Below are 22,136 nucleotides of genomic sequence, written 5' to 3'. Positions count from 1 at the left end.
CGCCTTAAAAGTGAGCTCAGACTACTTTTTGTGACTGAAACGCGGTTTTACTGCGTATGAAGTATTGAAGTTGAGTGTCACTCTTTGTTGATTGCGAAACTAACCTGCGAATTAGACTATGAAATTTATTGTAAAGCCCCATCCAGAAATTTTTGTAAAAAGTGAATCTGTGCGTAAGCGCTTCACAAAGATTTTAGAGTGCAACATTCGTAACATCATTAAGAGCCGCACGGAGTCTGTCGCGGTATTTAACCGTCGTGATCACATTGAAGTGACCTCTGAGAGTAACGAATTCCACGCTGAAGTTCTTGAGGTTTTGACTCATACACCAGGCATTCACCACGTACTGGAAGTGAAGCAAACTGAATTTAAAGACTTGCACGATATCTTCGAGCAAGTACTAGAACTCAACCGTGCTGCACTCGAAAATAAAACCTTTGTTGTACGTGCGAAGCGTCGTGGCAAGCATGACTTTACCTCTATTGAACTAGAGCGTTATGTAGGCGGTGGTTTAAATCAAGCGATTGAAAGCGCTAGTGTTAAGCTACGAAACCCAGACGTGACGATCAAGGTAGAAGTCTCGAACGACAAGCTAAACCAAGTATTGTCTCGTCATAAAGGCCTAGGTGGTTTCCCACTGGGTACGCAAGAAGACGTGTTAAGCCTGATCTCGGGTGGTTTCGACTCTGGTGTTTCAAGCTATCTTCATATCAAGCGTGGTTCAAAAGTACATTACTGCTTCTTTAACTTAGGTGGTCCAGCACACGAAATCGGCGTTAAGCAGGTTTCTCACTACCTATGGAACAAATACGGTTCTTCAGCAAAAGTACGTTTTATCTCAGTTGATTTCGAGCCTGTGGTTGCGGAAATCCTAGAGAAAGTCGATGACGGCCAAATGGGCGTGATCTTGAAGCGTATGTTTATGCGTGCAGCAGGCATGATCGCTCAGAAGATGAAGATCGAAGCATTGGTAACAGGTGAAGCGCTAGGTCAAGTATCGAGCCAAACGCTAACCAATCTACGCCACATCGATAACGTAACTGACACGCTGATTCTGCGTCCACTTATCAACTGGGATAAAGAAGACATCATCAATCTAGCACGTGAAATCGGCACAGAAGATTTCGCGAAGACAATGCCAGAATATTGTGGTGTTATCTCTAAGAAGCCAACCGTGAAAGCGGTGAAAGGCAAGCTAGAAGCTGAAGAAGAGAAATTCGACTTTAGTATCCTTGAGCAAGTGGTTCAAGAAGCTCGCATGATGGACATTCGTGATATTGCGAAAGAGTCTGAGCAAGCCGCACCAGAAGTAGAGCAAGTTCAAGCGATAGAAGAGCACGCGGTTGTGCTAGATATTCGTAGTCCTGAAGAGGAAGACGATAACCCACTTGAAATCGAAGGTGTGGATGTGAAACATATCCCTTTCTACAAGCTGGGTACACAGTTTGGTGACTTAGACCAGTCTAAGACATACCTACTTTACTGTGACCGCGGTGTGATGAGCCGTCTGCAAGCGCTTTACTTGCAAGAGCAAGGCTTCAGCAACGTAAAAGTTTACCGTCCATAGCTGACTGTTAAAATACGTTAAAAGGCGCAAATTGAGACATCAATTTGCGCCTTTTTTGTTTTTGATCGCGTTACAGACAACCATTACTTAGCATAATGTTGAGGCTTATCGCAAAGCCATACACTTTGTGTTGATATAACGATAATTAATCCGAAAGAAGAGTAATAAAGTGATATTGCTGCCAGATATGCGGATGAGATTTTTGATAGATAAAAAAACACCGCCTAACTTAGGCGGTGTAACAAATTTGACAGACAGGTCAAAAATAAATACAGGAAGTATATGTTTTGTCACAGGGAGTGTGGACAAAACATTATGGTAGAAATCTACCTAACTCGAAATACGAGTTTGCAAACACAACATCGCAACAACGAAGCCAATTGATTTCCAAAGAAATCAAGCCGTTCAGGCCCGTGTTGCGGGGTGAAATATAGAATTTATCTGGCTGTTCGACAACGGACATTTTATAATGTTTCAGATTAAAAAAACTAATCCTATTAGAGGTCCCATATGTCTCGCAGATTGCCTCCATTAAATTCGCTTCGAGTCTTCGAAGCGGCTGCTCGTCATCTCAGTTTTACACGAGCAGCAGAAGAGTTATTTGTTACTCAAGCCGCGGTCAGTCACCAGATTAAAGCGCTTGAAGAGTTCTTATCATTGAAGCTCTTCCGTCGACGTAATCGTTCTTTGTTGTTAACAGAAGAAGGCCAAAGTTACTTTCTCGATATCAAAGATATTTTCACCTCGATTGCGGAAGCGACAGATAAGGTGTTGGAACGTAGCGAAAAAGGGGCATTGACGATTAGCCTACCGCCGAGTTTTGCTATCCAATGGCTTGTACCTCGTTTGGCCGATTTTAATGCTCAAGAGCCCGATATCGATGTACGTATTAAAGCCGTAGATATGGATGAAGGCTCACTGACTGATGATGTTGATGTGGCGATCTACTATGGCCGTGGGAACTGGCCAGGTTTGCGAGCAGATAAATTGTACCAAGAGTTTTTGATCCCACTTTGTTCACCTTCATTACTTTTGGGTAACAAACCATTAGAATCTTTAAGTGACCTCAAATTACATACTTTGTTACACGATACTTCGCGTAAAGACTGGAAGCAGTTTGCTCGTCATTACAACATTGAAGGCATCAACGTAAACCACGGTCCTATTTTTAGTCACTCAACGATGGTGCTACAGGCTGCTGCGCACGGTCAGGGGGTCGCGCTCGGTAACAACGTACTCGCCAAACCTGAAATGGAAGCCGGACGACTCATTGCACCATTCGACGAGGTGTTGATATCTAAGAATGCATTCTATGTGGTGTGTCATGAACAGCAGGCAGATATGGGCCGAATCGCAACGTTTAGAGACTGGATGTTAGCAACCGCGAGAAAAGAACAAGAGGAAGTATTGGATGAATCACTGGATAGCTGAGGGACCTGAAAACGGACCGCTGTTTATTTTTGCTCACGGCGCAGGTGCGGGGATGGAGCATGATTTCATGACAGCGGTCGCCAAAGGATTAGTGGAGCAAGGTATTCGTGTAGTGCGTTTTAATTTCCCTTACATGGTGAAACGTTCGGAAGATGGCAAAAAGCGTCCGCCCGATCGCGCGCCAAAGTTGCTCGAAGCATACAGCGAAGTGATCGCTCACTTTACTTCTTCTCCCGTGGTTATTGGTGGTAAGTCAATGGGCGGTCGTATGTCGAGCTTGTTGGCTGAAAATGAGCTGGTGTCGGGCATTGCCTGTTTAGGGTTTCCATTTCACCCGCCAGGAAAGCCAGAGAAATACAAAGGCGAGCACTTAGCAACCATTGAGAAACCTACGCTGATTCTGCAAGGGGAACGAGACACCTTTGGTAAGCGTGAGGAATTCGATGATTTCGTCCTTTCGTCACAAGTAACGGTGAGCTTTTTACCTGATGGTGATCACAGCTTCAAACCGCGCAAGAGCTCAGGTCATACTGAAGTGGGTAACATTGCACTCGCGATAGAGCAGTTATCGGCGTTTATAAAAGAGGTGTACAGTGAAAAGTAAGTGGTTACTCTCATTCTCTGGTCTGTCTGGGCTGCTTTCGGTCGCTCTTGGAGCATTTGCTGCTCATGGGCTAAAAGCGACACTGGCCCCTTATTTGCTCGGTGTATTTGAGACCGGAGTTCTGTATCAATTTATTCACACGTTGGCGATTGTGTTTTGTGCCATTCTGCTTCTGCTCAATTTGGGACAAAAAGCACAAAAATATTTTTTCATTGCGGCGATTTGCTTTATTATCGGCATCTTTTGTTTTAGCGGCAGTCTTTACGCGCTGGCGCTGACGGGCATTAAGTGGTTTGGGCCAATTACTCCTGTGGGAGGATTACTGTTCATGATTGGTTGGTGTCTGTTCTTTTTTGCTGCGTTCAATATCAAAGAGGTCTCCAAGTGAAACAACTAATGCTCTATTGCCGTTCTGGCTTTGAGAAAGAGTGTGCTGGTGAAATTCAGGACAAAGCGACACAGTTGGAAGTGTATGGCTTCCCTCGTGTGAAGAGAAACTCAGGTTATGTTGTCTTCGAGTGTTACCAAGATGGAGATGCCGACAAACTTGCGAGAGGTTTAGACTTTAAGTCTTTAATTTTTGCTCGACAAATGTTTGCGGTAGCAGCTGAGTTTCAATCGTTGCCAAGTGATGACCGAATTAGTCCAATTTTGAATGAACTAGCAGACATCGAAGCATTCCCTCGTTGTGGTGATTTGAGAATTGAAACGCCAGATACAAATGAAGCGAAAGAGCTACTGAAATTCTGCCGTAAGTTTACCGTCCCAATGCGTCAAGCGTTGCGCGGCAAAGGCTTAATGCTGAACAAAGATAACGCGAAAAAACCAGTACTGCACATTTGCTTTGTTGAGCCTGGCCACTGTTACGTTGGTTACTCTTACACTGACAACAACTCACAGTTCTTCATGGGTATCCCTCGCCTTAAATTCCCAGCAGACGCTCCAAGTCGTTCAACACTTAAACTGGAAGAAGCATTTCATGTCTTTATTCCACGTGAAGAGTGGGATGAGCGTTTAGCACCAGGTATGTGGGGTGTGGATTTAGGTGCATGTCCAGGCGGTTGGACGTACCAATTAGTGAAGCGCTCAATGTTCGTTCACTGCGTTGATAACGGCATGATGGCAGACAGTTTGATGGAAACTGGCCAGATCAAACACCATATGGTGGATGGCTTTAAGTTCGAACCAGACCGCAAGAACGTAACATGGATTGTTTGTGACATGGTGGAAAAGCCAGCTCGTGTTGCTCACCTGATGGGACAGTGGCTGTTAAAAGGTTGGGCAAAAGAGGCTATCTTTAACCTTAAGCTGCCAATGAAAGGGCGTTATGACGAAGTGCTGCAAGACCTTGAAAATCTGAAGCAGTTCCTCATTGATAATAAGGTAAAGTTCAAGCTACAAGCTAAACATTTGTATCATGATCGTGAAGAAATCACGATTCATATCCAATGTCTGTCGAATATTTCACCTTACTAACTTTATTCCCTGAGTCTTTTGGGGATAGTGATTAGAATAGAAAAAGCGCCTTCAAATGGCGCTTTTTTAATATCTGAGGGTTTCATGGTGTGAAACTACCATCGGGCACTACTCCGCTTTGTTTGGCCCTAAAAAGCGAATATCTTGCAAGTTAAAGCCTAGTTCGATATCGCACTTTAAAGCGGCGACGCGTTTACATAAACGAGCAGACTCAATGTGCTCATCCAATTTTTTACGGTATTTCGGTACGAGATCTTCACTAGCGTAGGCAGCTTCAATACTCTCAAACTGAGTGAGAATCTCTTTCGCTGCTTTCGGGCCAATTCCAGGTACGCCCGGAACCTGGCTAGAGCTTATCCCTGTCAATCCCCAGTAATCCGCTAGTTGACTTGGTTTTACGCCGAACTCTTTTTCGATAAATGGTTCATCTAACCAACGATGTTGGAAATAATCACGGATTTGTAGGGTAGGGGAAAGTAGCTGGCAGTAACCTTTGTCAGTCGAAACGATGGTGACTTTTTCACCATGGCTGGCCACTTTCGTTGCGAGTGTAGCAACCAAATCATCTGCTTCATCGCCTTCAGACAGCAATGAATCAATACCTTGCTCCCACCACGCTTGTTGAATCGCATCTAACCCTTGCAGTAGTGGCAGAGGCATTGGTTTTCGGTTTTGCTTATAGTCAGGGAGAATTTCAGCGCGCCAACCTCTGTCTTGTTCGTGGTGATCAAAAACTGCGATGATGTGTGTCGGGTTGGCCTCTGACAGAATGCGAGTGAGGGTTCTTTGCGTTGTGGTTATGGTTCTTGCTATGTCGGTTGGATCTGGTTGTGCTGAGTGCACTCGGCGGATCAGGTTTAGGGCATCAATGATAACAAGATGAATAGACATAATGACTTAGCAATAAAAAAGGGGCGTAATGCCCCTAGTGTAACGAATGCTAGCCTGACTATCGACCACCAATTTCCGGGTGAGCGATTCGATAACACGGTTCGTAGTCTGAACCGCCAGGTAATTTCATTCGGTGCTGTTCGACAAAGTCTTTTAGCAACTTATCGAGTTTTTTCATGAGGACTGCGTCTCCATGAATGGTGAAAGGCCCTCTACGTTCTATTTCTCGAATACCTTCAGCCTTTACGTTACCTGCCACTATGCCAGAGAAGGCTTGACGCAAGTTGGCCGCTAAAACTTGCGGTTCTTGATCTAGGCTTAAATCCAATTGTTCCATCGACTCATGAGTAGGCTCGAATGGCAGTTGGAAGTTTGGCTCAATTTTCAATGACCAGTTAAAGCTGTACGCATCGCCTTTCTCTTTTCGGTGAAGGCGTACCGAGTCCATGGAGCGTTTCATAATACGAGCGACTTCTGCCGGGTCGTCAATGATGATCTCGTAGTGCTTTTGCCCTTCCTCACCAAGTGTGTCGCGAATGAACTCATCAATAGAGCGGAAGTACTCTTCACTCTCTTTTGGTCCTGTTAATACGATAGGCATTGGCTGATCGGCGTTATCCGGGTGCATCATGATGCCAAGAATGTACAGTAGCTCTTCCGCTGTGCCCGGGCCACCTGGGAAAATAACGATACCATGAGCCATACGGACGAAGGCTTCCAAGCGCTTTTCGATGTCGGGCATGATGACCAGTTCATTTACTATTGGGTTTGGTGGCTCGGCCGCAATAATCGAGGGCTCGGTTAAACCAAGATAACGTTGCTGAGTATAACGTTGCTTTGCGTGCCCAATCGCTGCACCTTTCATCGGCCCTTCCATTGCGCCAGGGCCGCAACCTGTACAGATGTTAAGTTCACGCAGGCCCAGTTCGTTACCCACTTCACGTGTGTACTGATACTCCACTCCATTGATAGAGTGACCACCCCAACATACGACAAGATTCGGTGCGATACCTGGAGTTAATGCTCTTGCATTACGAAGAATGCCGAATACGAGGTTCGTAATGTGAATTGGGTTAGTAAGGTTGAGCCGTTGGGCGTCTGCCAAATGCATGTTTACGTAAACGATATCACGCAATACGGAGAACAGATGCTCTTGGATACCTTTAATTATTTCGCCGTCAACAAAAGCGTGCTCTGGCGGATTAGTCAGCTCAAGCTTAATACCACGCTCACGACGCACGACGTTGACATCAAACGATTGGTATTTATCGAGCAGTTCTTTCGAGTTATCGGTATGGCTACCGGAGTTCAACACCGCTAATGTGCAATTACGGTACAGCTGATAAAGTTCACTCGAGGCTGTGTTCTTTAAGCGCTCTACTTCTAGTTGAGATAGCAAGTCCATGCTACCAGCGGGGCTTATATGGGTAATCATAACGCCTCCTTGTGTTGCATTAATTTGAGGGAAAGTACCAACTTACCTTTTTGGTGTTATACGTATGGTTTGATGAAAGGTAGTTGGCCGATTTGGTTTTATGGTTATCAACTCCCAAGCAACCTCAAGATGATACATTTGCCTTTTATAAATACATCATCTTGAAGTGACTTGGGTTTTTACAGCTTAGCAGACTAAAAGGGAAGAAATGTGATAACTCGTTGAAAATGGGTGGTTATAAAGCGTAGATTGCACCAAATTTGGTTTGTTTGCTCGCTTTTTGTACGAATTCTAGCTCCAGTTAAGCTGGTTTGTTCCACGTTTTTTAGCGTCCGCAAGCATCTTGCCAAGACGATCGAGCACATACTCTGGCGTATCGGACTCTTTGAAAGACGTCGATACAGCAGCTAAGGTAATCATGATATTTTGCTCACGGAACTTAAAGGGTAATTGGCTAATATCACGCTGGATATGCTTAATCAGATCCAGTGTGTATTCTTCAGATTGTTCCGGGACGAGTAGAATGAACTCCTCGCCACCAAAGCGAGCCACTGTTTCCGTTTCTGATACGCGCTTGTTAATAGTACGAGCGATAATCTTCAGCGCTTTATCGCCAGCCGTATAACCATAGCTATCATTCACCGCTTTGAAATTGTCTACATCAAACAGCACAACACGAAGGTTTTGCTGAGAGCGAATCCAACGGCGATACTCTAGCTCTAGTCGATCGTTAAATGCAGTGCGGTTATAAACTTTAGTCAGCGGGTCGAGCAACATACGCTGAGCTTGGTCATCTAAGCGTCGACGATAATCTTGCGTAGTTTCAAATACCGCTTCGAGTTGGTTCTTACTGTAACTTAACCGTTCTTGCAGCGCTTGCTCTCGCTCTTCCGTCATTTTCAGTCGCTCTGTCAGCGACGCCATTTTTTCGAGAAGAGGCGTGATTTCTTTTTTCACAACCGCGATATCTTGAGCTTGATTAAGTGACTTTTGGCTTAATTCAACCAAGCTGTTCATTTCTGTGTTGAGCTCTTGGCGGTGTTCAAAGTAGGTATGATGCTGGTCGACGTTCTGATGAACGGTTTTTAGGTTACTTGCGAGAGAAGTGTTCAGCTGATCAAGGAATTGGCTAGACGCCTCGCGCTCGAACTTTGTTGCTTCGACAACCAATTTCAGCGTTGAGAGCGTAAGCTCAATGAGAGACTCGGCACTCACGCCAAGGAGCAACTTAGCGCGAATATCCAGCAATCTATCGCCTGATTCTCCCTCGAAATCCAGCTCTGTAATAGTATGTTGGAGGTCGCTGGCTAAGCACTCAAGCTGAGATCTGTCGGGATTGTTTTCAAATTCACTAAGATGTAGACGTGAATTAGACGTGATGATTTTCAGAGCGCGTTCGTAAATACTCAGTAGCTTAGTGGCTTGATCAGCTTTATTGCTGGCGTGAACTTCAGAGAAACTCATCAGGTTCCGTAGTTCACGTTTTAACTGCGCAGGTAAGCCCGTGACACGTTGCAGTGTTTCACCACTGTGCTTGATTTGTTCGTCAAGGTAACCGTTCTGTTTATCCATCGTCTTCGACTGCTGTTTGAGCATCCTCTCTAATACCGCTAAACGCGGGATAAGAGTGCTGATATCTTTTTGATGTTGCAGCTCTTGTTGGATTTCAAATAGGTAGTTGGATACCTGAGTATTCGAACCCTGGCAAGCTGAAGACAATGATGCCACAACGCGTTTAAGAACTTGTTGTTCACGTTTGAATTTGAGTGAAGTATCACGATGAGTCAGTCTGAGTTGGTCAAGTTGACAACTCAGCTGATGCAGCTGCGACTGAATATCGGATTCCAAGATTCCCATGAAGTGACTACGGTTAAGTCCATGTACTACTGACAATTATCTGATAATAACAAAAAACTTTATAGCGTCATTAGTTATTACGTTCAACAGGCGTTTAATTATCCATTTTTTAATATTTTCTTGATGTCGTCCTCATTCTTGTAGGACGAATGGATCTTGATCAGGCCTTGGCTAATGGCATGTTGACAGGCAGTTCTTATGTTACCTGTTGCAAAGCTAGCAGCAGGCGCATTATCGATGGCTTTTAAGAACACCCAGTGGCTTTGCTTATCCTTCAAGCTGACTTCTCGTGCTATGTGAGTCGCAAGCAACAACAGATCGAGTAATTCCTCATCGTTAATTGCAGTGTAGGCTCGGGGTAAGAACGGATAATCACTGATGCCCATACGAATAATACGATTGACGTTGTGCTGCTGTGCGAACTCATCCACCCAAGTCTGGAATTTTTCGAACATGACTTCGGCAGAAGCATCACGGTCAGCGTTCGGTTCTATGTAGAGTAAGTTCGCATCTGAGAAATGGTAAAGACGCGACGGTTTTTCTATTTTTTCCGCAAGGAAGTCGCCAAATGCACGTTCTAGTTCTAGACCTGCCTTATAGCCGTTATGGACGTACATGCTTCGTAAGAATGGCAAATCGATCATAACAAAGCGTAGGCGATCATTAAGTGGTTCGTGGATCAATTCACCCATTTGCCATTGCTCGAAAGTTTCGCTCGACTTTTTCAATGAGCGAGACAGCTTAACGTTCAGCATACGCAAGTTACGTAAACGAGAGCGAGAGTGGGTGAAGAGGTCGTTACGCAGTTTTTCGATTTCACTTGCTTGGCGCTGCATAATGACACCGCGGCGCATAATGAACAAAAACATGACCAATACAGTAATAAACAATGCAAATGAGATTTTCTGGAATTTACGATGCTCTCTTTCCACTTGCTCTAAGCGTTCTGATTGACCGATGTAATGGATGGTTTGTTCGGCAAATTCTTTTTGCTGACGGAACGCATCTTCACTGATTTGGTTAAGCTGCTTTTGTTCTAGACGAACGAGGTTGGTGTATTTTTTATAAGCTTGCAGAGAAAGTTTGTATTCGCCTGCCTGCTCGTAACCCAACCCAAGTAAACGGTATGACTGCTGCTTAATGAAGTTGTTATTTTCAGGTGACTTTTCAGCAAGCGCTAACGCCAGCTTTGCATTAGTAATGACGTCTTTACTGTCATTTTGATGATAAGCCAGACCTGACTGAAGCAGGGCAGCCTTTGCTTCAAGCTTAGGAATATTGGTGTATTCTAAAAGCTCTTTAGAGCGGTCTAAGTACTGCTCTGCTAGCGCGTAGTTATAGAGTTGTAGGTAGGTAGCCGCCAAGCTTAAGCGAATCTTAATGATTCTATTGATGTTCTTACTGGTACTTTCATGGTCAAGCACGTTGAAGTAATGCACTAACGCAAGGTTAAACTTACCCTGATAAAAGTAGATGTCGCCCATTTGCTCTAGGACGTCCGCTAGGATCGGAGAGCTAGGGTAGGAGTCATAAAAATCTGCGGCTTGAGATAAGTATTCGATCGCTTTGTCGTACACTCGTCGCTCCTGGAAGAGCCTAGCCAAAAGGCGATTCACTTTTGCTAATCTTGCACCACTGTTACTTTCAATAGATTGCCAATAACCGTATAGCAGTTCTGACAAAGCCAAATTGTACTTCTTGCTATTGAGGTAAAACTCGCCGACGGCAGTGTAGTAGTCGATCAAGGCTAACTCAGAGCGGCTATCGTCAAGCATGGTCTTTGCTTCAGAGTACAAGTTTTCCGCTTTAATGATATCGCCACTATGTGAAGCGAGGAGTGCTCTTTGCATCACTAGTCGGTAGCGAACGCTGTCGGTGCGTTGTAATACGGCATCGGCTTCATCGAGCTGTTGTTCAATTTGGTTAAGCGTGTCTTCCGCTTTTGAGTAGTTTTCGTCGTACATCCAAATCATTTGGTTGCGCATCAGCTGTAGATCTAAGTCCATGTACGGCAATTGATATTCTTGCGCTAAGCGTTCCGCTTTATTTAGGTGCTCGATAGCCGAACGAACATTACCCATGGCGTAATCTGCCTGAGCGATAATCTTGTGCGCTTCGATGGTGCTGCTTGGTGTGCGAACGCTACGATCTGTTTCGTCGCGAGACATGGCTGAAGGGCTGTCACTTTCTTTGCGTTCTGTTAGCTCACGCTGTGACAAATAGTTGGTTGCCGCTTGTTTTGCTTGTGATGGCTCTATTTCCGCCAATTGTTGTGCTTCGTTGAGTAACGCGGACGATAAAATGGTTGCATGAAGTGGCTGTACAAACAGCAAGCAAAGAAAGCCAATCAACTTGAATAGACGCGAACTGTCCCAAAACATCCTTTCGTTCCCTCGAACTGTTTTTAGATATGGCGATAACGGCGAAAAGCCTCAATTAGCCGTTTAAATGCGGGTTGAAGCCATTTGATATAGTAACATGCTTGGACAATAAAAACGTCCGGCAACCCTTTAGATTGCCGAACTTATTTCTGTTGCCTATGCGCTTACTGACGAGCCATACGGTGATTGTGAGCTGGCTTATCTTGTTCCGTTGAGCGGTAAGGGTTGATATCCAAGCCTCCACGGCGCGTATAGCGGGCAAATACGGTCAGTTTGCTTGGTTGGCAGTATTTCATTAGATCCGTAAAAATACGCTCTACACACTGTTCGTGGAACTCATTGTGCTCGCGGAAAGACACTAAGTAACGTAACAGCTTCTCACGATCTATTTTTGCGCCTTGGTAGCGAATTTCTACACTGCCCCAGTCGGGTTGGTTAGTGATCAAACAGTTTGATTTCAATAGGTGGCTATGTAGCACCTCTTCAACTTGTACTTCACCTGCTGCACCTTCAAGCAAATCGGCATCGAAATCGTAACTGGTGATGTTAATGTCTTGGTCATCAATACATTCACCGTCCATTGTTACGATAGGTTGATTGGTATAGTGGGTCACTGGATTCACCTCAACCAGCACCTTTTCACCTGCGCATTCAGAAAGGTCTTGTGTTAAACGCTCAGTCACTTCTTCCCAGCTTGCAAAGCGGGTTTGGTTGTAGCTGTTTAAGTACAGTTTGAAAGACTTCGATTCAATCAAGTTTGCGCTGGTGGCTGGAATGTATACTTCGCCAACGGCCACTTGTGGTAAACCTTTACTATTTAACCAAGACAGTTCATACAGCGTCCAAATGTCGTGCCCCATGAAAGGCAGAGTATCGCCTAACTGAAGGTCATCTCGGTTCAGGCTGCGAGGGACTGGTTGCAGCAAGCTTGGGTCATACTGGTTCGCATACTCGGTCGTTTTACCTAGTGTTAGGCCAGCAAGCTCTTTAGCGTCAGAATATTTGCTCATACTTTGTGGTCGTTTTCGATTAGAATGGCGAGAATTTTACTGAATCCGCTGGTCAATTGCCATCCGGCAAGTACGGCTATCTGATAAATAAGGAATGAGGAGACCTTCATGACCCAAAACGTTACTCAGGCGCTACAAGAGTTCAGCCTGCGCTACCAACAAGCTTGGCAAGCTAAGCACAATGAGTTGCCAAGCAGTGAAGAGCTTGCAGATCTTGTTTCTCCTTGTGTCGAAGAGAAGCGTGATGGAGAGGTGCTTTGGAAAGCGGTCGCACGTGATGAAATGGCCGATTTCACCAATGTGGAAAATGCGATTGAGTTGTCACTACAAGATGATGTTAAAGCCTTTTATGGTTCTCAATACTGCGCCGATATGGAGGCAACTTGGCAAGGTAATTCGTTGACGCTGCTGCAAGTGTGGAGCGATGACGATTTCGTGCGTCTACAAGAAAATATTCTTGGTCATTTGGTGACTCAGCGCCGCTTGAAACTTAAACCAACAGTATTTATCGCAGCGACAGATGAGGAAATGGATGTGATTTCTATTTGTAACCTCACTGGCAATGTGATTCTAGAGCGTTTGGGCACCTCTAAACGTGATGTATTGGCAGATTCATTGGTTGAGTTCTTGAATAAGTTAGAGGCTGCCGTCTAAGTATGTATGTTGTTGAGTTGCAGTTTGAGTGTTTTGATAACACCACCGTCAGCGCGGTAGACAAAGCCATTAATGGCTTGATGGATGCTCTGCGTTACAACGGCCAAGTATTAGGTCGTGAATTCCCGATAGTGATGGGAGAAGGTGAATTTTTCGTTCGTGTTGTTTGCCCAGAACAAGACAGCTTGCATCCACGTTATCACTCAGATTTCGTCAAAGTGTGCATGAACCGTTTGTCGGATGCGTCTTTGCTTGCTCCGAAAATGCGTATGCTGGGGCGTGATTTGAATTCAGAACAAGCAGCCGAAGAAGAGACACCTAGCTGGCAAGTGTTGTACACGACTTATGTTCATACGTGTTCGCCTTTGCGAAGTGGTGAAACCCTGTTGCCAATTCCTTTGTATCGTAATGAGCCAACACTTAATGGAGACCATAAAGCCGTCATTAAGTGGCAGACTGAGTGGCAAGCGTGTGATGAAATCCAAATGGCAGGGGGTTGCCGAGCGGAACATGCGGCGCTGCACGAAATTTGCGATGTGGATAGTGTGCTGTTTCGCCGAGGTTGGGACTTACGTGGCCGTATCGAATACATCACGAAGATCCCTACGTACTATTACCAGTATCGTGTCGGAGGTCAGTCGCTGGAGAGCGAGAAAGCGCGCAAGTGTCCAAAATGCGATGGCGAGTGGCTACTCGATGAGCCACTACATGACATATTTCATTTTAAGTGTGATGACTGCCGAATCGTTTCCAACATCTCTTGGGACCACCTTAAGTAGCGAATTGAAGTTACTTAAATGGGCGGATAGACAAATAGAAAGGGCTGATGTTTTCACATCAGCCCTTTTAGGTTTAGAACGTTTATGTTTAGAACGTTGTTTTCGGTCATGTTTTGAAAAGTGGGATTACCAACCTTTCACAACACCGCCTTTGAACAGCTCTTTTGCCGCTTCGTAAACTTCTTCCGTTTGGTAAGCTTTTACGAAGTTTTGTACGTTTTGCGCATTAACATTTTCTTCGCGAGCGACAATTAGGTTTACGTATGGTGAGTCTTTATCTTCAACGAACACGCCGTCACGCTCTGGCGATAGGTCGATAGAGCTTGCGTAAGTGGTGTTGATGATAGATAGCGTTACGTCATCCAGTGAACGTGGAAGCTGTGGGGCTTCTAGTTCAATGATTTCGATATTTTTAGGGTTGCCTACGATGTCACGTACTGTAGCGAGTAGACCAACGCCATCACGTAGCGTAATCAAACCTTGTTGCTCAAGAAGCAGTAGTGAGCGACCTAGGTTCGTTGGGTCGTTTGGTACTGCGATGCGTGCGCCATCTTGAATTTCATCAATTGATTTTACTTGCTTTGAGTAACCAGCAATAGGGTAAACGAATGAGTTACCCGCGATAGCCAGTTTGTAGCCGCGGTCTTTCACTTGTTGGTCTAGGTATGGTTTGTGCTGGAACGCATTCGCGTCTACTGAACCATCATCCAGAGCGGCGTTTGGTGTTACGTAATCGGTAAATGTTACTAGCTCAACGTCTAGGTTGTATTTCTCTTTTGCTACTTTAGCGGCAACTTCGGCTACTTGTGCTTCAGCACCAGCAATAACGCCAACTTTTACTTTGTTTACGTCTACTTCTTTGTCGCCGCAACCCGCTAGAGCAAGAGCAGAGGCGGCCGTTGCTACAGTCAAAAGACCTTTAAGGCTAAATTTCATCTTTATCTCCTTATAATTTGTATTTTTGATGCTTATCTGTGGTCTACACGGCGCACCACTGCGTCGCCGATAGACTGAATAATCTGTACTAGAACAATCAACATCACGACAGTCACGGCCATGATAGTTACATCGTAGCGGTGGAAACCGTAACGGATGGCTACGTCGCCTAGGCCGCCGCCGCCTACCGTACCCGCCATAGCTGAGTAGCTAACGAGAGTGACCAAGGTAATCGTTACTGAGTTAACAATAGTCGGCATTGCTTCAGGTAGTAGAACTTTTGTGATGATCTGTGTTGGTGTCGCCCCCATTGACTGCGCTGCTTCCACCAAGCCTGTCGGTACTTCTAATAAAGCACCTTCAATAAGACGAGCGACAAAAGGAATGGCGCCAATAGTCAGTGGGACGATTGCTGCGGTTGTACCGATAAAGGTTCCAACCAGCATTTTTGTCACTGGAATAATCGCAACCATCAGTACGAGGAATGGCACAGAACGACCAATGTTAACGATAGCGCCTAAGCCGCTATTTAGGCTGGTGTTTTCAAGTAGGCCGCCTTTCTTAGTAATATGGAGGATTACGCCTAATGGAATACCCACAGCAAAGCCGACTAATCCGGCAACCGCAACCATGTAAAGCGTTTCCCACGTTGCACCTAAAAGTAGTTTGCTGTTTAAACTCAGCCATTCAGAAATCGTATTAAAGGACATAACCAAGTACCTCTACTTTTACGTTGTGCTTACGCAGGTATTCAAGAGCTGCGTTGTCATCTTCTTCGTTACCAAATAGCTCTGCGACCATCATGCCGAATTTCACGCCACCAGCGTAATCAAGGTCGGAACTCAAAATACTCACATCAATATTGTATTTACGAGAAATTTGCGACATTAACGGTGCATCGACGGTTGCGCCAGTAAACTCTAAGCGAACCAACGGGTAGCTGCCATCAACACGCTCTGCTTGCAGACGTGCTTGGTAATCTTCAGGAATGGAAAGATCCAGCGTTGAGCGAATGAATTGGTGTGCTAGCTCTGTTTTAGGGTGCGCAAAAATATCGCCAACGGTGCCTTTTTCCACCAGCTCACCACCACCGATGATTGCTACTTCGTGACAGATGCTTTTTACGACTTCCATTTCGTGAGTGATAAGTAAAATCGTGATGTTGAGTTTGCGGTTGATCTCTTTCAATAACTCAAGGATAGATTGAGTTGTTGCTGGATCTAGTGCGCTAGTGGCCTCATCACAAAGCAGCACGCTAGGATCGGATGCCAATGCACGAGCAATTGCCACACGCTGTTTTTGTCCGCCACTTAAGTTAGATGGGTAGCTCTCGTGTTTGTCGGCTAAGCCTACAAGCTTTAGCAACTCAGTTACTTTTGTTGTGATTTGCGATTTGTCTTTACCTGCCAGTTCTAGGGGTAATGCCACATTATCAAACACAGTACGAGACGAAAGCAGGTTAAAGTGCTGGAAGATCATGCCAATGTTACGGCGTGTTTCGACTAGTTGTTTTTTACTGAGTTTGGTTAGATCCACACCATCAACGATGATGGAACCAGAGGTCGGTGCTTCTAGCATGTTGACACAGCGGATCAGCGTACTTTTACCAGCACCTGATGAACCGATAACACCAAAGATGGTGCCTTTGTCGATGTGTAGGTTAATGTCTTTCAGGGCAAGGATTTCCTTACTGCCTTGGTAGAACACTTTATTGACGTTTTTTATTTCTATCATGTTTCAACCTGCCCAAAGATACGGGGAACTTCGCTGTCAAAAACGGCCTTTGACAGAACTTAATGTTGAGCTTTATCTCAATTTTCAGTTGATGCTATGGGTTAAGCAGAATGAAGTCAATAGATATTTTTACGTCTAGACGTCTAAATGTATGGATGTTCTGTTTTGAAACGAAGATGTATAGATAACAAGCAGGAGGTAGACGGCGGGGCACCCTCAGATTTACCGATTCTTGCCCAACAAATCAACCGTTTTGTCGAGGCCTAGAATGAATTAGATAGTGTTGAAGTTTATAAGGTATGTAATAATCTGATTAAACCGAGTTAATAGAGAAATACGTTTTGGCAAAACCTGCTGTTTTTATCGATCGTGATGGCGTGATAAACGTTGACCACGGCTACGTTCATGACGAACATGATTTTGAGTACATTGATGGTGTATTTGAAGCGACGAAAGCGCTAAAAGATAAAGGCTACCTTCTAGTGTTAGTGACGAATCAATCGGGCATCGCACGCGGTAAATTCAGTGAAGACCGTTTCTTGTCTCTGACTCAATGGATGGATTGGAACTTTGCTGATAAAGGTGTTGAGTTCGATGGTATCTATTACTGTCCACATCATCCAGAACATGGCATTGGCGAGTACAAGCAAGATTGTGAGTGCCGTAAGCCAAAACCAGGCATGTTCATTTCTGCGCGTGACTTCTTGAAGATCGACATGGAGAAATCTGTGATGATCGGCGATAAAGCTGAAGACATGATGGCAGCAGAAGCGGCAGGCGTTGGCACTAAGATTTTGGTTCGCACTGGTAAGCCAGTAACGGAACAGGGCGAAGCCATTGCAACGGTAGTATTAGATAGCATTGCAGATGTGCCTGCGTACTTAAACAAGTAATCTTCATTACTGACTGAGATAAGGGAAGCCACTGCTTCCCTTTTGTTTGATTCCTTCTTTTAATCTGAACACTTATGAGCAAAAAACTCACCATTCTTGATATCGCAAAATTGGCAGGCGTGGGCAAATCAACAGTAAGCCGTGTGCTTACTAACGATCCCAAGGTAAAACCGCAAACGCGTGAGAAGGTAGAGCAAATCATTCGTGAATCAGGCTACGTCCCATCAAAGTCGGCGCAGTCGATGCGTGGTGGCAGCCAAAAAGTCATTGGGGTTATCATCTCCCGTTTAGACTCACCATCAGAAAATCGCGCCGTTGGTACCATGCTCAATGCTTTGTATTCCGCTGGTTATGATGCGGTGATCATGGAAAGCCAATTCGATCGCGATAAAACCAATGAGCATTTGGATGTGCTTAAACGTCGCAACGTCGATGGGGTGATCGTGTTTGGCTTTACTGGATGTGATGAGCGAGCATTGGCGGAGTGGGGGAATCGTATCGTCGTGATCGCGATGGACACGCAAATGGTTTCCTCGATCAACTACGATAACCAAGGTGTGATAGACATGGCTTTGTCTCACCTTGAGCAGCAATCTTTATCTCGCATTGCTTATATTGGTGTTGATCCTGAAGACAAAACCACTGGCTTAGCTCGTCTAAATGCTTATAAAGCTTGGTGTCAACGCAAGCAAATTGCACCTTGTTTCCAAACGGGTAAGTTGAGCCATGAAAGTGCTTATCAGTTGGTAGACAAAGTCCTTCAATCTGATACTCAGGCCATCGTGTGCGCCAGTGACACTATCGCGTTGGGCGTGATTAAGCGTCTTCAAGAGTTAGGACGTGAAGACGTGGTTGTGACAGGTGTTGGTGGTAATGAATTGCTCTCTTTCCTTTTCCCTAAAGTATTTAGTGTCGACCCAGGTTATACCCTTGCAGGTGAGAAGTCCGCTAACATGCTGATCAATCAATTAAATGGCGATGAGGAAGTGGTTCACTTTACTCAACAGCCTATCGTTTGTTAATCCACACTAAAACGATCTGCTCTAAAATTATACTGTGATCATTCTCAATTAATGGGACTGTTCCCATTTTGTTTTTTGTCTTCGAATGGCAATATTAAAATTAAGAAATGGGAATGTTCCCATTTATAAAAACAAAATGATGAATCGAATGTATCCAATACAGGGTGGACAAAGTTATGAGTAAGATTGCGCGTCAAGATGTACAGCGTCTTATTGAGCTGGTCGGGGGATCGGACAATATTGCCAGTGTAAGCCACTGCTTAACTCGCTTGCGTTTCGTGTTGAATGACACTGACAAAGCCGATACAAAACAGTTAGATGCACTGCCTATGGTGAAGGGCTGCTTTACCAACGCAGGTCAATTTCAGGTCGTCATCGGCACTGAAGTTGATGAAGTTTACAAAGTACTGATCGAGCTAAGCGGCAAAAGTGAATCGAGCAAAGATGAATCTAAGAACGCTGCTCGTCAAAACATGAACATCGTTGAGCGTGGTATTTCCCACCTTGCTGAAATCTTTGTACCACTGCTACCTGCGATCATCACCGGTGGTCTGATTCTTGGCTTCCGTAACGTGATTGGCGACATCAAGATGTTTGATGGTCAAACGCTAACGGAAATCAGCCAGTTTTGGGCAACGGTACACTCTTTCCTATGGCTAATTGGTGAAGCAATCTTCTTCTTCCTACCAGTTGGCGTGTGTTGGTCGACAGTGAAAAAACTCGGCGGTACTCCGATTTTGGGTATCACATTGGGTGTCACGCTGGTTTCGCCACAGTTAATGAACGCCTACCTAATTGGTAAGCAAGTACCCGAAGTGTGGGATTTTGGCTTATTCGCCATCGAGAAAGTGGGCTACCAAGCGCAAGTGATTCCGGCAATGCTCGCTGGTATGGCACTGGCGTTTATTGAAACCAACTTAAAACGCATCATTCCGTCTTACCTTTACCTAGTGGTTGTGCCGTTTGTCTCTATCATTGTGTCTGTGATTCTTGCGCACTCTATCATTGGCCCATTCGGTCGTATGTTGGGTGATGGTGTTGCTTTCGCAGCAAAAGCAGCCATGACAGGTGACTTCGCAATGATTGGCTCAACCATCTTCGGCTTCCTATACGCGCCATTGGTCATTACTGGTATTCACCACACCACCAACGCGGTTGACCTTCAATTAATGCAAGAGCTAGGCGGCACGCCAATTTGGCCTCTGATTGCGCTTTCAAATATTGCTCAAGCGTCTGCGGTCGTCGGCATCATTATCATCAGTAAAAAACATGGCGAGCGTGATATCTCAGTACCTGCGGCTATCTCTGCTTACCTTGGTGTGACCGAGCCGGCGATGTACGGCATCAACTTGAAATACAAGTTCCCAATGCTGAGCGCGATGATCGGTAGTGCGTGTGCTGCTGCTATTTGTGGTAGTGCGGGCGTAATGGCGAACGGTATCGGTGTGGGCGGTTTGCCGGGCATCTTGTCTATCCAACCGCAGTTCTGGGGCATTTTTGCTTTGGCTATGTTAGTCGCAATGCTAGTACCTGCTGCATTAACGTTAATTCTTTATAAGCGTGCACAAGCCAAAGGTGAGCTTGAGCCTGCAAACGCGTAATTCTATTTGAGGCAGTGACTTGGCTGCCTCCTCCTATTTTTCTTTTCAAATTTTAAGTTTCCGATTACTGGTAAGTGAGTGTTAGAAATGGCTATGACCAAGCATGATGAGAGCTGGTGGAAAACCGCAACCATCTATCAAATTTACCCAAAAAGCTTTTGTGACAGTGGCAGTAAAGGCACGGGCGACATCAAAGGGATCATTTCTAAGCTGGATTATCTTAAGCATCTTGGTGTGGATGCGATTTGGCTGACGCCGGTTTACCAATCACCAATGATCGACAACGGTTATGACATATCCGATTACTACTCGATCAACCCTGAGTTCGGCACTATGGAAGATTTCGATACTTTGCTAGCAGAAGCGCATCAGTTGGGCATTCGTATTATCATGGACATTGTAGTGAACCACACGTCGACAGAACACAAGTGGTTCCAATCCGCACTGGGTGATAAAAACAGCCCATACCGTGATTACTACATTTGGAAAGATCCGGTAGATGGTGTAGAACCAAACAACTGGCAATCTAAGTTTGGTGGTAACGCTTGGGCGCTGGATGAAAAAACAGGCCAGTACTATTTGCACCTTTTTGCTAAAGAGCAAGCGGACTTAAACTGGGAAAACCCAGTAGTGCGTGAAGAAGTGAAAGAAGTCATCAGCTTCTGGGCAGAAAAAGGAGTGGATGGTTTCCGTCTCGACGTTATCAACCTGATTTCCAAGCAGCAAGATTTTCCAAGTGACGATATTGGTGATGGTCGTCGTTTCTACACGGATGGTCCACGTGTGCACGAATACCTTCAAGAGATTAGCGAATCTGTGTTTCAAAAATACGGCAGCGTGACGGTGGGTGAAATGTCTTCCACTACGCTAGAGCACTGCCAGCAATATTCTTCGCTAGACGGCAAAGAGCTATCCATGGTGTTCAACTTCCATCATCTGAAAGTCGATTATCCAAATGGTGAAAAATGGACCAAAGCGCCGTTTGATTTCATTCAGTTAAAACAGATCTTCAATCATTGGCAAACGGGCTTAAATGGCAAAGGGTGGGGGGCGTTGTTCTGGTGTAACCACGACCAGCCACGCGTTGTGAGCCGATTAGGTAACGAAGAGCAATACCGTGTTGAATCTGCCAAGATGCTTGCGGCATCAGTGCACATGATGCAAGGCACACCTTATGTTTACCAGGGGGAAGAGATCGGCATGACCAACCCGGGTTATACCGAAATCAGCCAATATCGTGATGTTGAAAGTACTAACATGTACGACATCATGGTCAACCGTGATGGTGTATCTCATGACGATATGATGGCGATCTTGGCACAGAAGTCGCGTGATAACTCACGTACACCAATGCAATGGAACAGTGCAAAACACGCGGGCTTTACTGAGGGCACGCCTTGGCTTGAAGTGGCGAAGAATTACACTGAAATCAATGCTGAAGCTGCGGTTGCCGATTTAAACTCGGTGTTCTACTTTTACAAGCGTCTGATTGAACTGCGTAAACAGGTTCCAGTGATCACCGATGGTCGTTACGAGGACCTGCTGCCAGAGCACAAACGTATTTTCGCTTACGCTCGTCAGAACGATAAGCAAACGCTGCTGTGTATCAATAACTACTATGCTGAAGAGGTGGAATGCGTTCTGCCAGAACGTTTTGATATGAGTAAAGCGAAAAACTTGCTATCTAACTATCAAAACTCAGCGAGCGCAGTCGCGTCAAACCATCAAGTGTTACGACCTTACGAAACTCGTATTTTATTGATAGAAGAATAAACTCGGGTGTCATCACCCCTAAGATTGATGTTCGAGATGAAGGCTTTGGTGTGCTCCCCAAAGCCTTCTTTTATTGAGATATCTCTAAAAAA

Annotated in this window: 19 protein-coding genes; 11 read left to right on the top strand and 8 right to left on the bottom strand. The window is 45.1% G+C overall.

Annotation, left to right across the window (positions count from 1 at the left end; genetic code table 11):
- The first annotated feature begins 118 nt into the window (after positions 1 to 118).
- The 5 genes from thiI (at position 119) to rlmM (ending at position 5,078) form a co-directional block, all read left to right on the top strand.
- Positions 119 to 1,567: a tRNA uracil 4-sulfurtransferase ThiI gene (gene thiI, locus R7Q41_RS15950; protein WP_042521212.1), complete on the top strand. Its 1,449-nt coding sequence runs from the start codon at positions 119 to 121 to the stop codon at positions 1,565 to 1,567.
- A 510-nt stretch (positions 1,568 to 2,077) separates the two neighbouring features.
- Positions 2,078 to 2,998 carry a transcriptional regulator GcvA gene (locus R7Q41_RS15945; protein ID WP_005383616.1) on the top strand — a complete coding sequence of 307 codons (921 nt, stop codon included), beginning with the start codon at positions 2,078 to 2,080 and terminating at the stop codon, positions 2,996 to 2,998.
- Positions 2,979 to 3,602 carry an alpha/beta fold hydrolase gene (locus R7Q41_RS15940; RefSeq protein WP_318144574.1) on the top strand — a complete coding sequence of 208 codons (624 nt, stop codon included), beginning with the start codon at positions 2,979 to 2,981 and terminating at the stop codon, positions 3,600 to 3,602. Before R7Q41_RS15945 ends, R7Q41_RS15940 begins: the two co-directional genes overlap by 20 nt.
- Complete coding sequence (locus R7Q41_RS15935; protein WP_047010151.1) at positions 3,592 to 3,990, top strand: DUF423 domain-containing protein; 399 nt, start codon at positions 3,592 to 3,594, stop codon at positions 3,988 to 3,990. Before R7Q41_RS15940 ends, R7Q41_RS15935 begins: the two co-directional genes overlap by 11 nt.
- Entirely contained in the window at positions 3,987 to 5,078 is a 1,092-nt protein-coding gene (rlmM, locus tag R7Q41_RS15930) for a 23S rRNA (cytidine(2498)-2'-O)-methyltransferase RlmM (protein WP_017820611.1), read from the top strand. The genes R7Q41_RS15935 and rlmM overlap by 4 nt, the downstream gene beginning before the upstream one ends.
- Positions 5,079 to 5,186: 108 nt before the next feature.
- On the opposite strand, the gene xni is transcribed toward rlmM, so the two are convergent.
- The 5 genes from xni to queF form a co-directional block, all read right to left on the bottom strand.
- Complete coding sequence (xni, locus tag R7Q41_RS15925) at positions 5,187 to 5,969, bottom strand: flap endonuclease Xni (protein WP_005381982.1); 783 nt, start codon at positions 5,967 to 5,969, stop codon at positions 5,187 to 5,189.
- Between the two features lie 58 nt (positions 5,970 to 6,027).
- On the bottom strand, positions 6,028 to 7,404 hold the full coding sequence (ppnN, locus tag R7Q41_RS15920) for a nucleotide 5'-monophosphate nucleosidase PpnN (protein WP_005383611.1): 1,377 nt from the start codon (positions 7,402 to 7,404) through the stop codon (positions 6,028 to 6,030).
- A 291-nt stretch (positions 7,405 to 7,695) separates the two neighbouring features.
- Positions 7,696 to 9,261, bottom strand: a complete 1,566-nt coding sequence (locus R7Q41_RS15915) for a sensor domain-containing diguanylate cyclase (RefSeq protein WP_005381978.1) — start codon at positions 9,259 to 9,261, stop codon at positions 7,696 to 7,698.
- Positions 9,262 to 9,359: 98 nt separating this feature from the next.
- Complete coding sequence (locus tag R7Q41_RS15910; protein ID WP_017635678.1) at positions 9,360 to 11,642, bottom strand: tetratricopeptide repeat protein; 2,283 nt, start codon at positions 11,640 to 11,642, stop codon at positions 9,360 to 9,362.
- 164 nt (positions 11,643 to 11,806) lie between these two features.
- Positions 11,807 to 12,652 (bottom strand): NADPH-dependent 7-cyano-7-deazaguanine reductase QueF, encoded by an 846-nt coding sequence (gene queF / locus R7Q41_RS15905; protein ID WP_005383608.1) that lies wholly within the window; start codon positions 12,650 to 12,652, stop codon positions 11,807 to 11,809.
- A 108-nt stretch (positions 12,653 to 12,760) separates the two neighbouring features.
- Between queF and syd the strand changes: the two genes are divergently transcribed.
- Both syd and R7Q41_RS15895 read left to right on the top strand, forming a co-directional pair.
- Positions 12,761 to 13,306, top strand: a complete 546-nt coding sequence (gene syd, locus R7Q41_RS15900) for a SecY-interacting protein (RefSeq protein WP_213874897.1) — start codon at positions 12,761 to 12,763, stop codon at positions 13,304 to 13,306.
- 2 nt (positions 13,307 to 13,308) lie between these two features.
- Positions 13,309 to 14,085, top strand: a complete 777-nt coding sequence (locus tag R7Q41_RS15895) for a Zn-ribbon-containing protein (protein ID WP_005383605.1) — start codon at positions 13,309 to 13,311, stop codon at positions 14,083 to 14,085.
- A 126-nt stretch (positions 14,086 to 14,211) separates the two neighbouring features.
- On the opposite strand, the gene R7Q41_RS15890 is transcribed toward R7Q41_RS15895, so the two are convergent.
- The 3 genes from R7Q41_RS15890 to metN are packed head-to-tail and all read right to left on the bottom strand — an operon-like array spanning position 14,212 to position 16,755.
- Positions 14,212 to 15,021 carry a MetQ/NlpA family lipoprotein gene (locus R7Q41_RS15890; protein WP_005381966.1) on the bottom strand — a complete coding sequence of 270 codons (810 nt, stop codon included), beginning with the start codon at positions 15,019 to 15,021 and terminating at the stop codon, positions 14,212 to 14,214.
- 32 nt (positions 15,022 to 15,053) lie between these two features.
- Positions 15,054 to 15,731, bottom strand: coding sequence for a methionine ABC transporter permease (locus tag R7Q41_RS15885; protein WP_005381964.1), 678 nt, complete (start codon positions 15,729 to 15,731; stop codon positions 15,054 to 15,056).
- The gene (gene metN / locus R7Q41_RS15880) at positions 15,721 to 16,755 is read right to left on the bottom strand and encodes a methionine ABC transporter ATP-binding protein MetN (RefSeq protein ID WP_005381962.1); all 1,035 of its coding nucleotides are present in this window, start codon (positions 16,753 to 16,755) and stop codon (positions 15,721 to 15,723) included. The genes R7Q41_RS15885 and metN overlap by 11 nt, the downstream gene beginning before the upstream one ends.
- Before the next feature lie 341 nt (positions 16,756 to 17,096).
- Between metN and gmhB the strand changes: the two genes are divergently transcribed.
- The 4 genes from gmhB (at position 17,097) to treC (ending at position 22,044) form a co-directional block, all read left to right on the top strand.
- A complete protein-coding gene (gmhB, locus tag R7Q41_RS15875) occupies positions 17,097 to 17,648 on the top strand; it encodes a D-glycero-beta-D-manno-heptose 1,7-bisphosphate 7-phosphatase (protein WP_054729997.1) in 552 nt (183 codons plus the stop codon).
- A 74-nt stretch (positions 17,649 to 17,722) separates the two neighbouring features.
- The gene (gene treR, locus R7Q41_RS15870; RefSeq protein ID WP_005381960.1) at positions 17,723 to 18,670 is read left to right on the top strand and encodes a trehalose operon repressor TreR; all 948 of its coding nucleotides are present in this window, start codon (positions 17,723 to 17,725) and stop codon (positions 18,668 to 18,670) included.
- Positions 18,671 to 18,846: 176 nt separating this feature from the next.
- Positions 18,847 to 20,271: a PTS trehalose transporter subunit IIBC gene (gene treB / locus R7Q41_RS15865; protein ID WP_054729996.1), complete on the top strand. Its 1,425-nt coding sequence runs from the start codon at positions 18,847 to 18,849 to the stop codon at positions 20,269 to 20,271.
- An 87-nt stretch (positions 20,272 to 20,358) separates the two neighbouring features.
- Entirely contained in the window at positions 20,359 to 22,044 is a 1,686-nt protein-coding gene (treC, locus tag R7Q41_RS15860; RefSeq protein ID WP_213903842.1) for an alpha,alpha-phosphotrehalase, read from the top strand.
- Positions 22,045 to 22,136 lie beyond the last annotated feature (92 nt).

The organism is Vibrio sp. 2096, from assembly GCF_033339595.1.
Classification (GTDB): Bacteria; Pseudomonadota; Gammaproteobacteria; order Enterobacterales; family Vibrionaceae; genus Vibrio; species Vibrio alginolyticus.
Note: the sequence above shows the minus strand (reverse complement) of the source record. Positions and strands in the feature narration are given on the sequence as shown.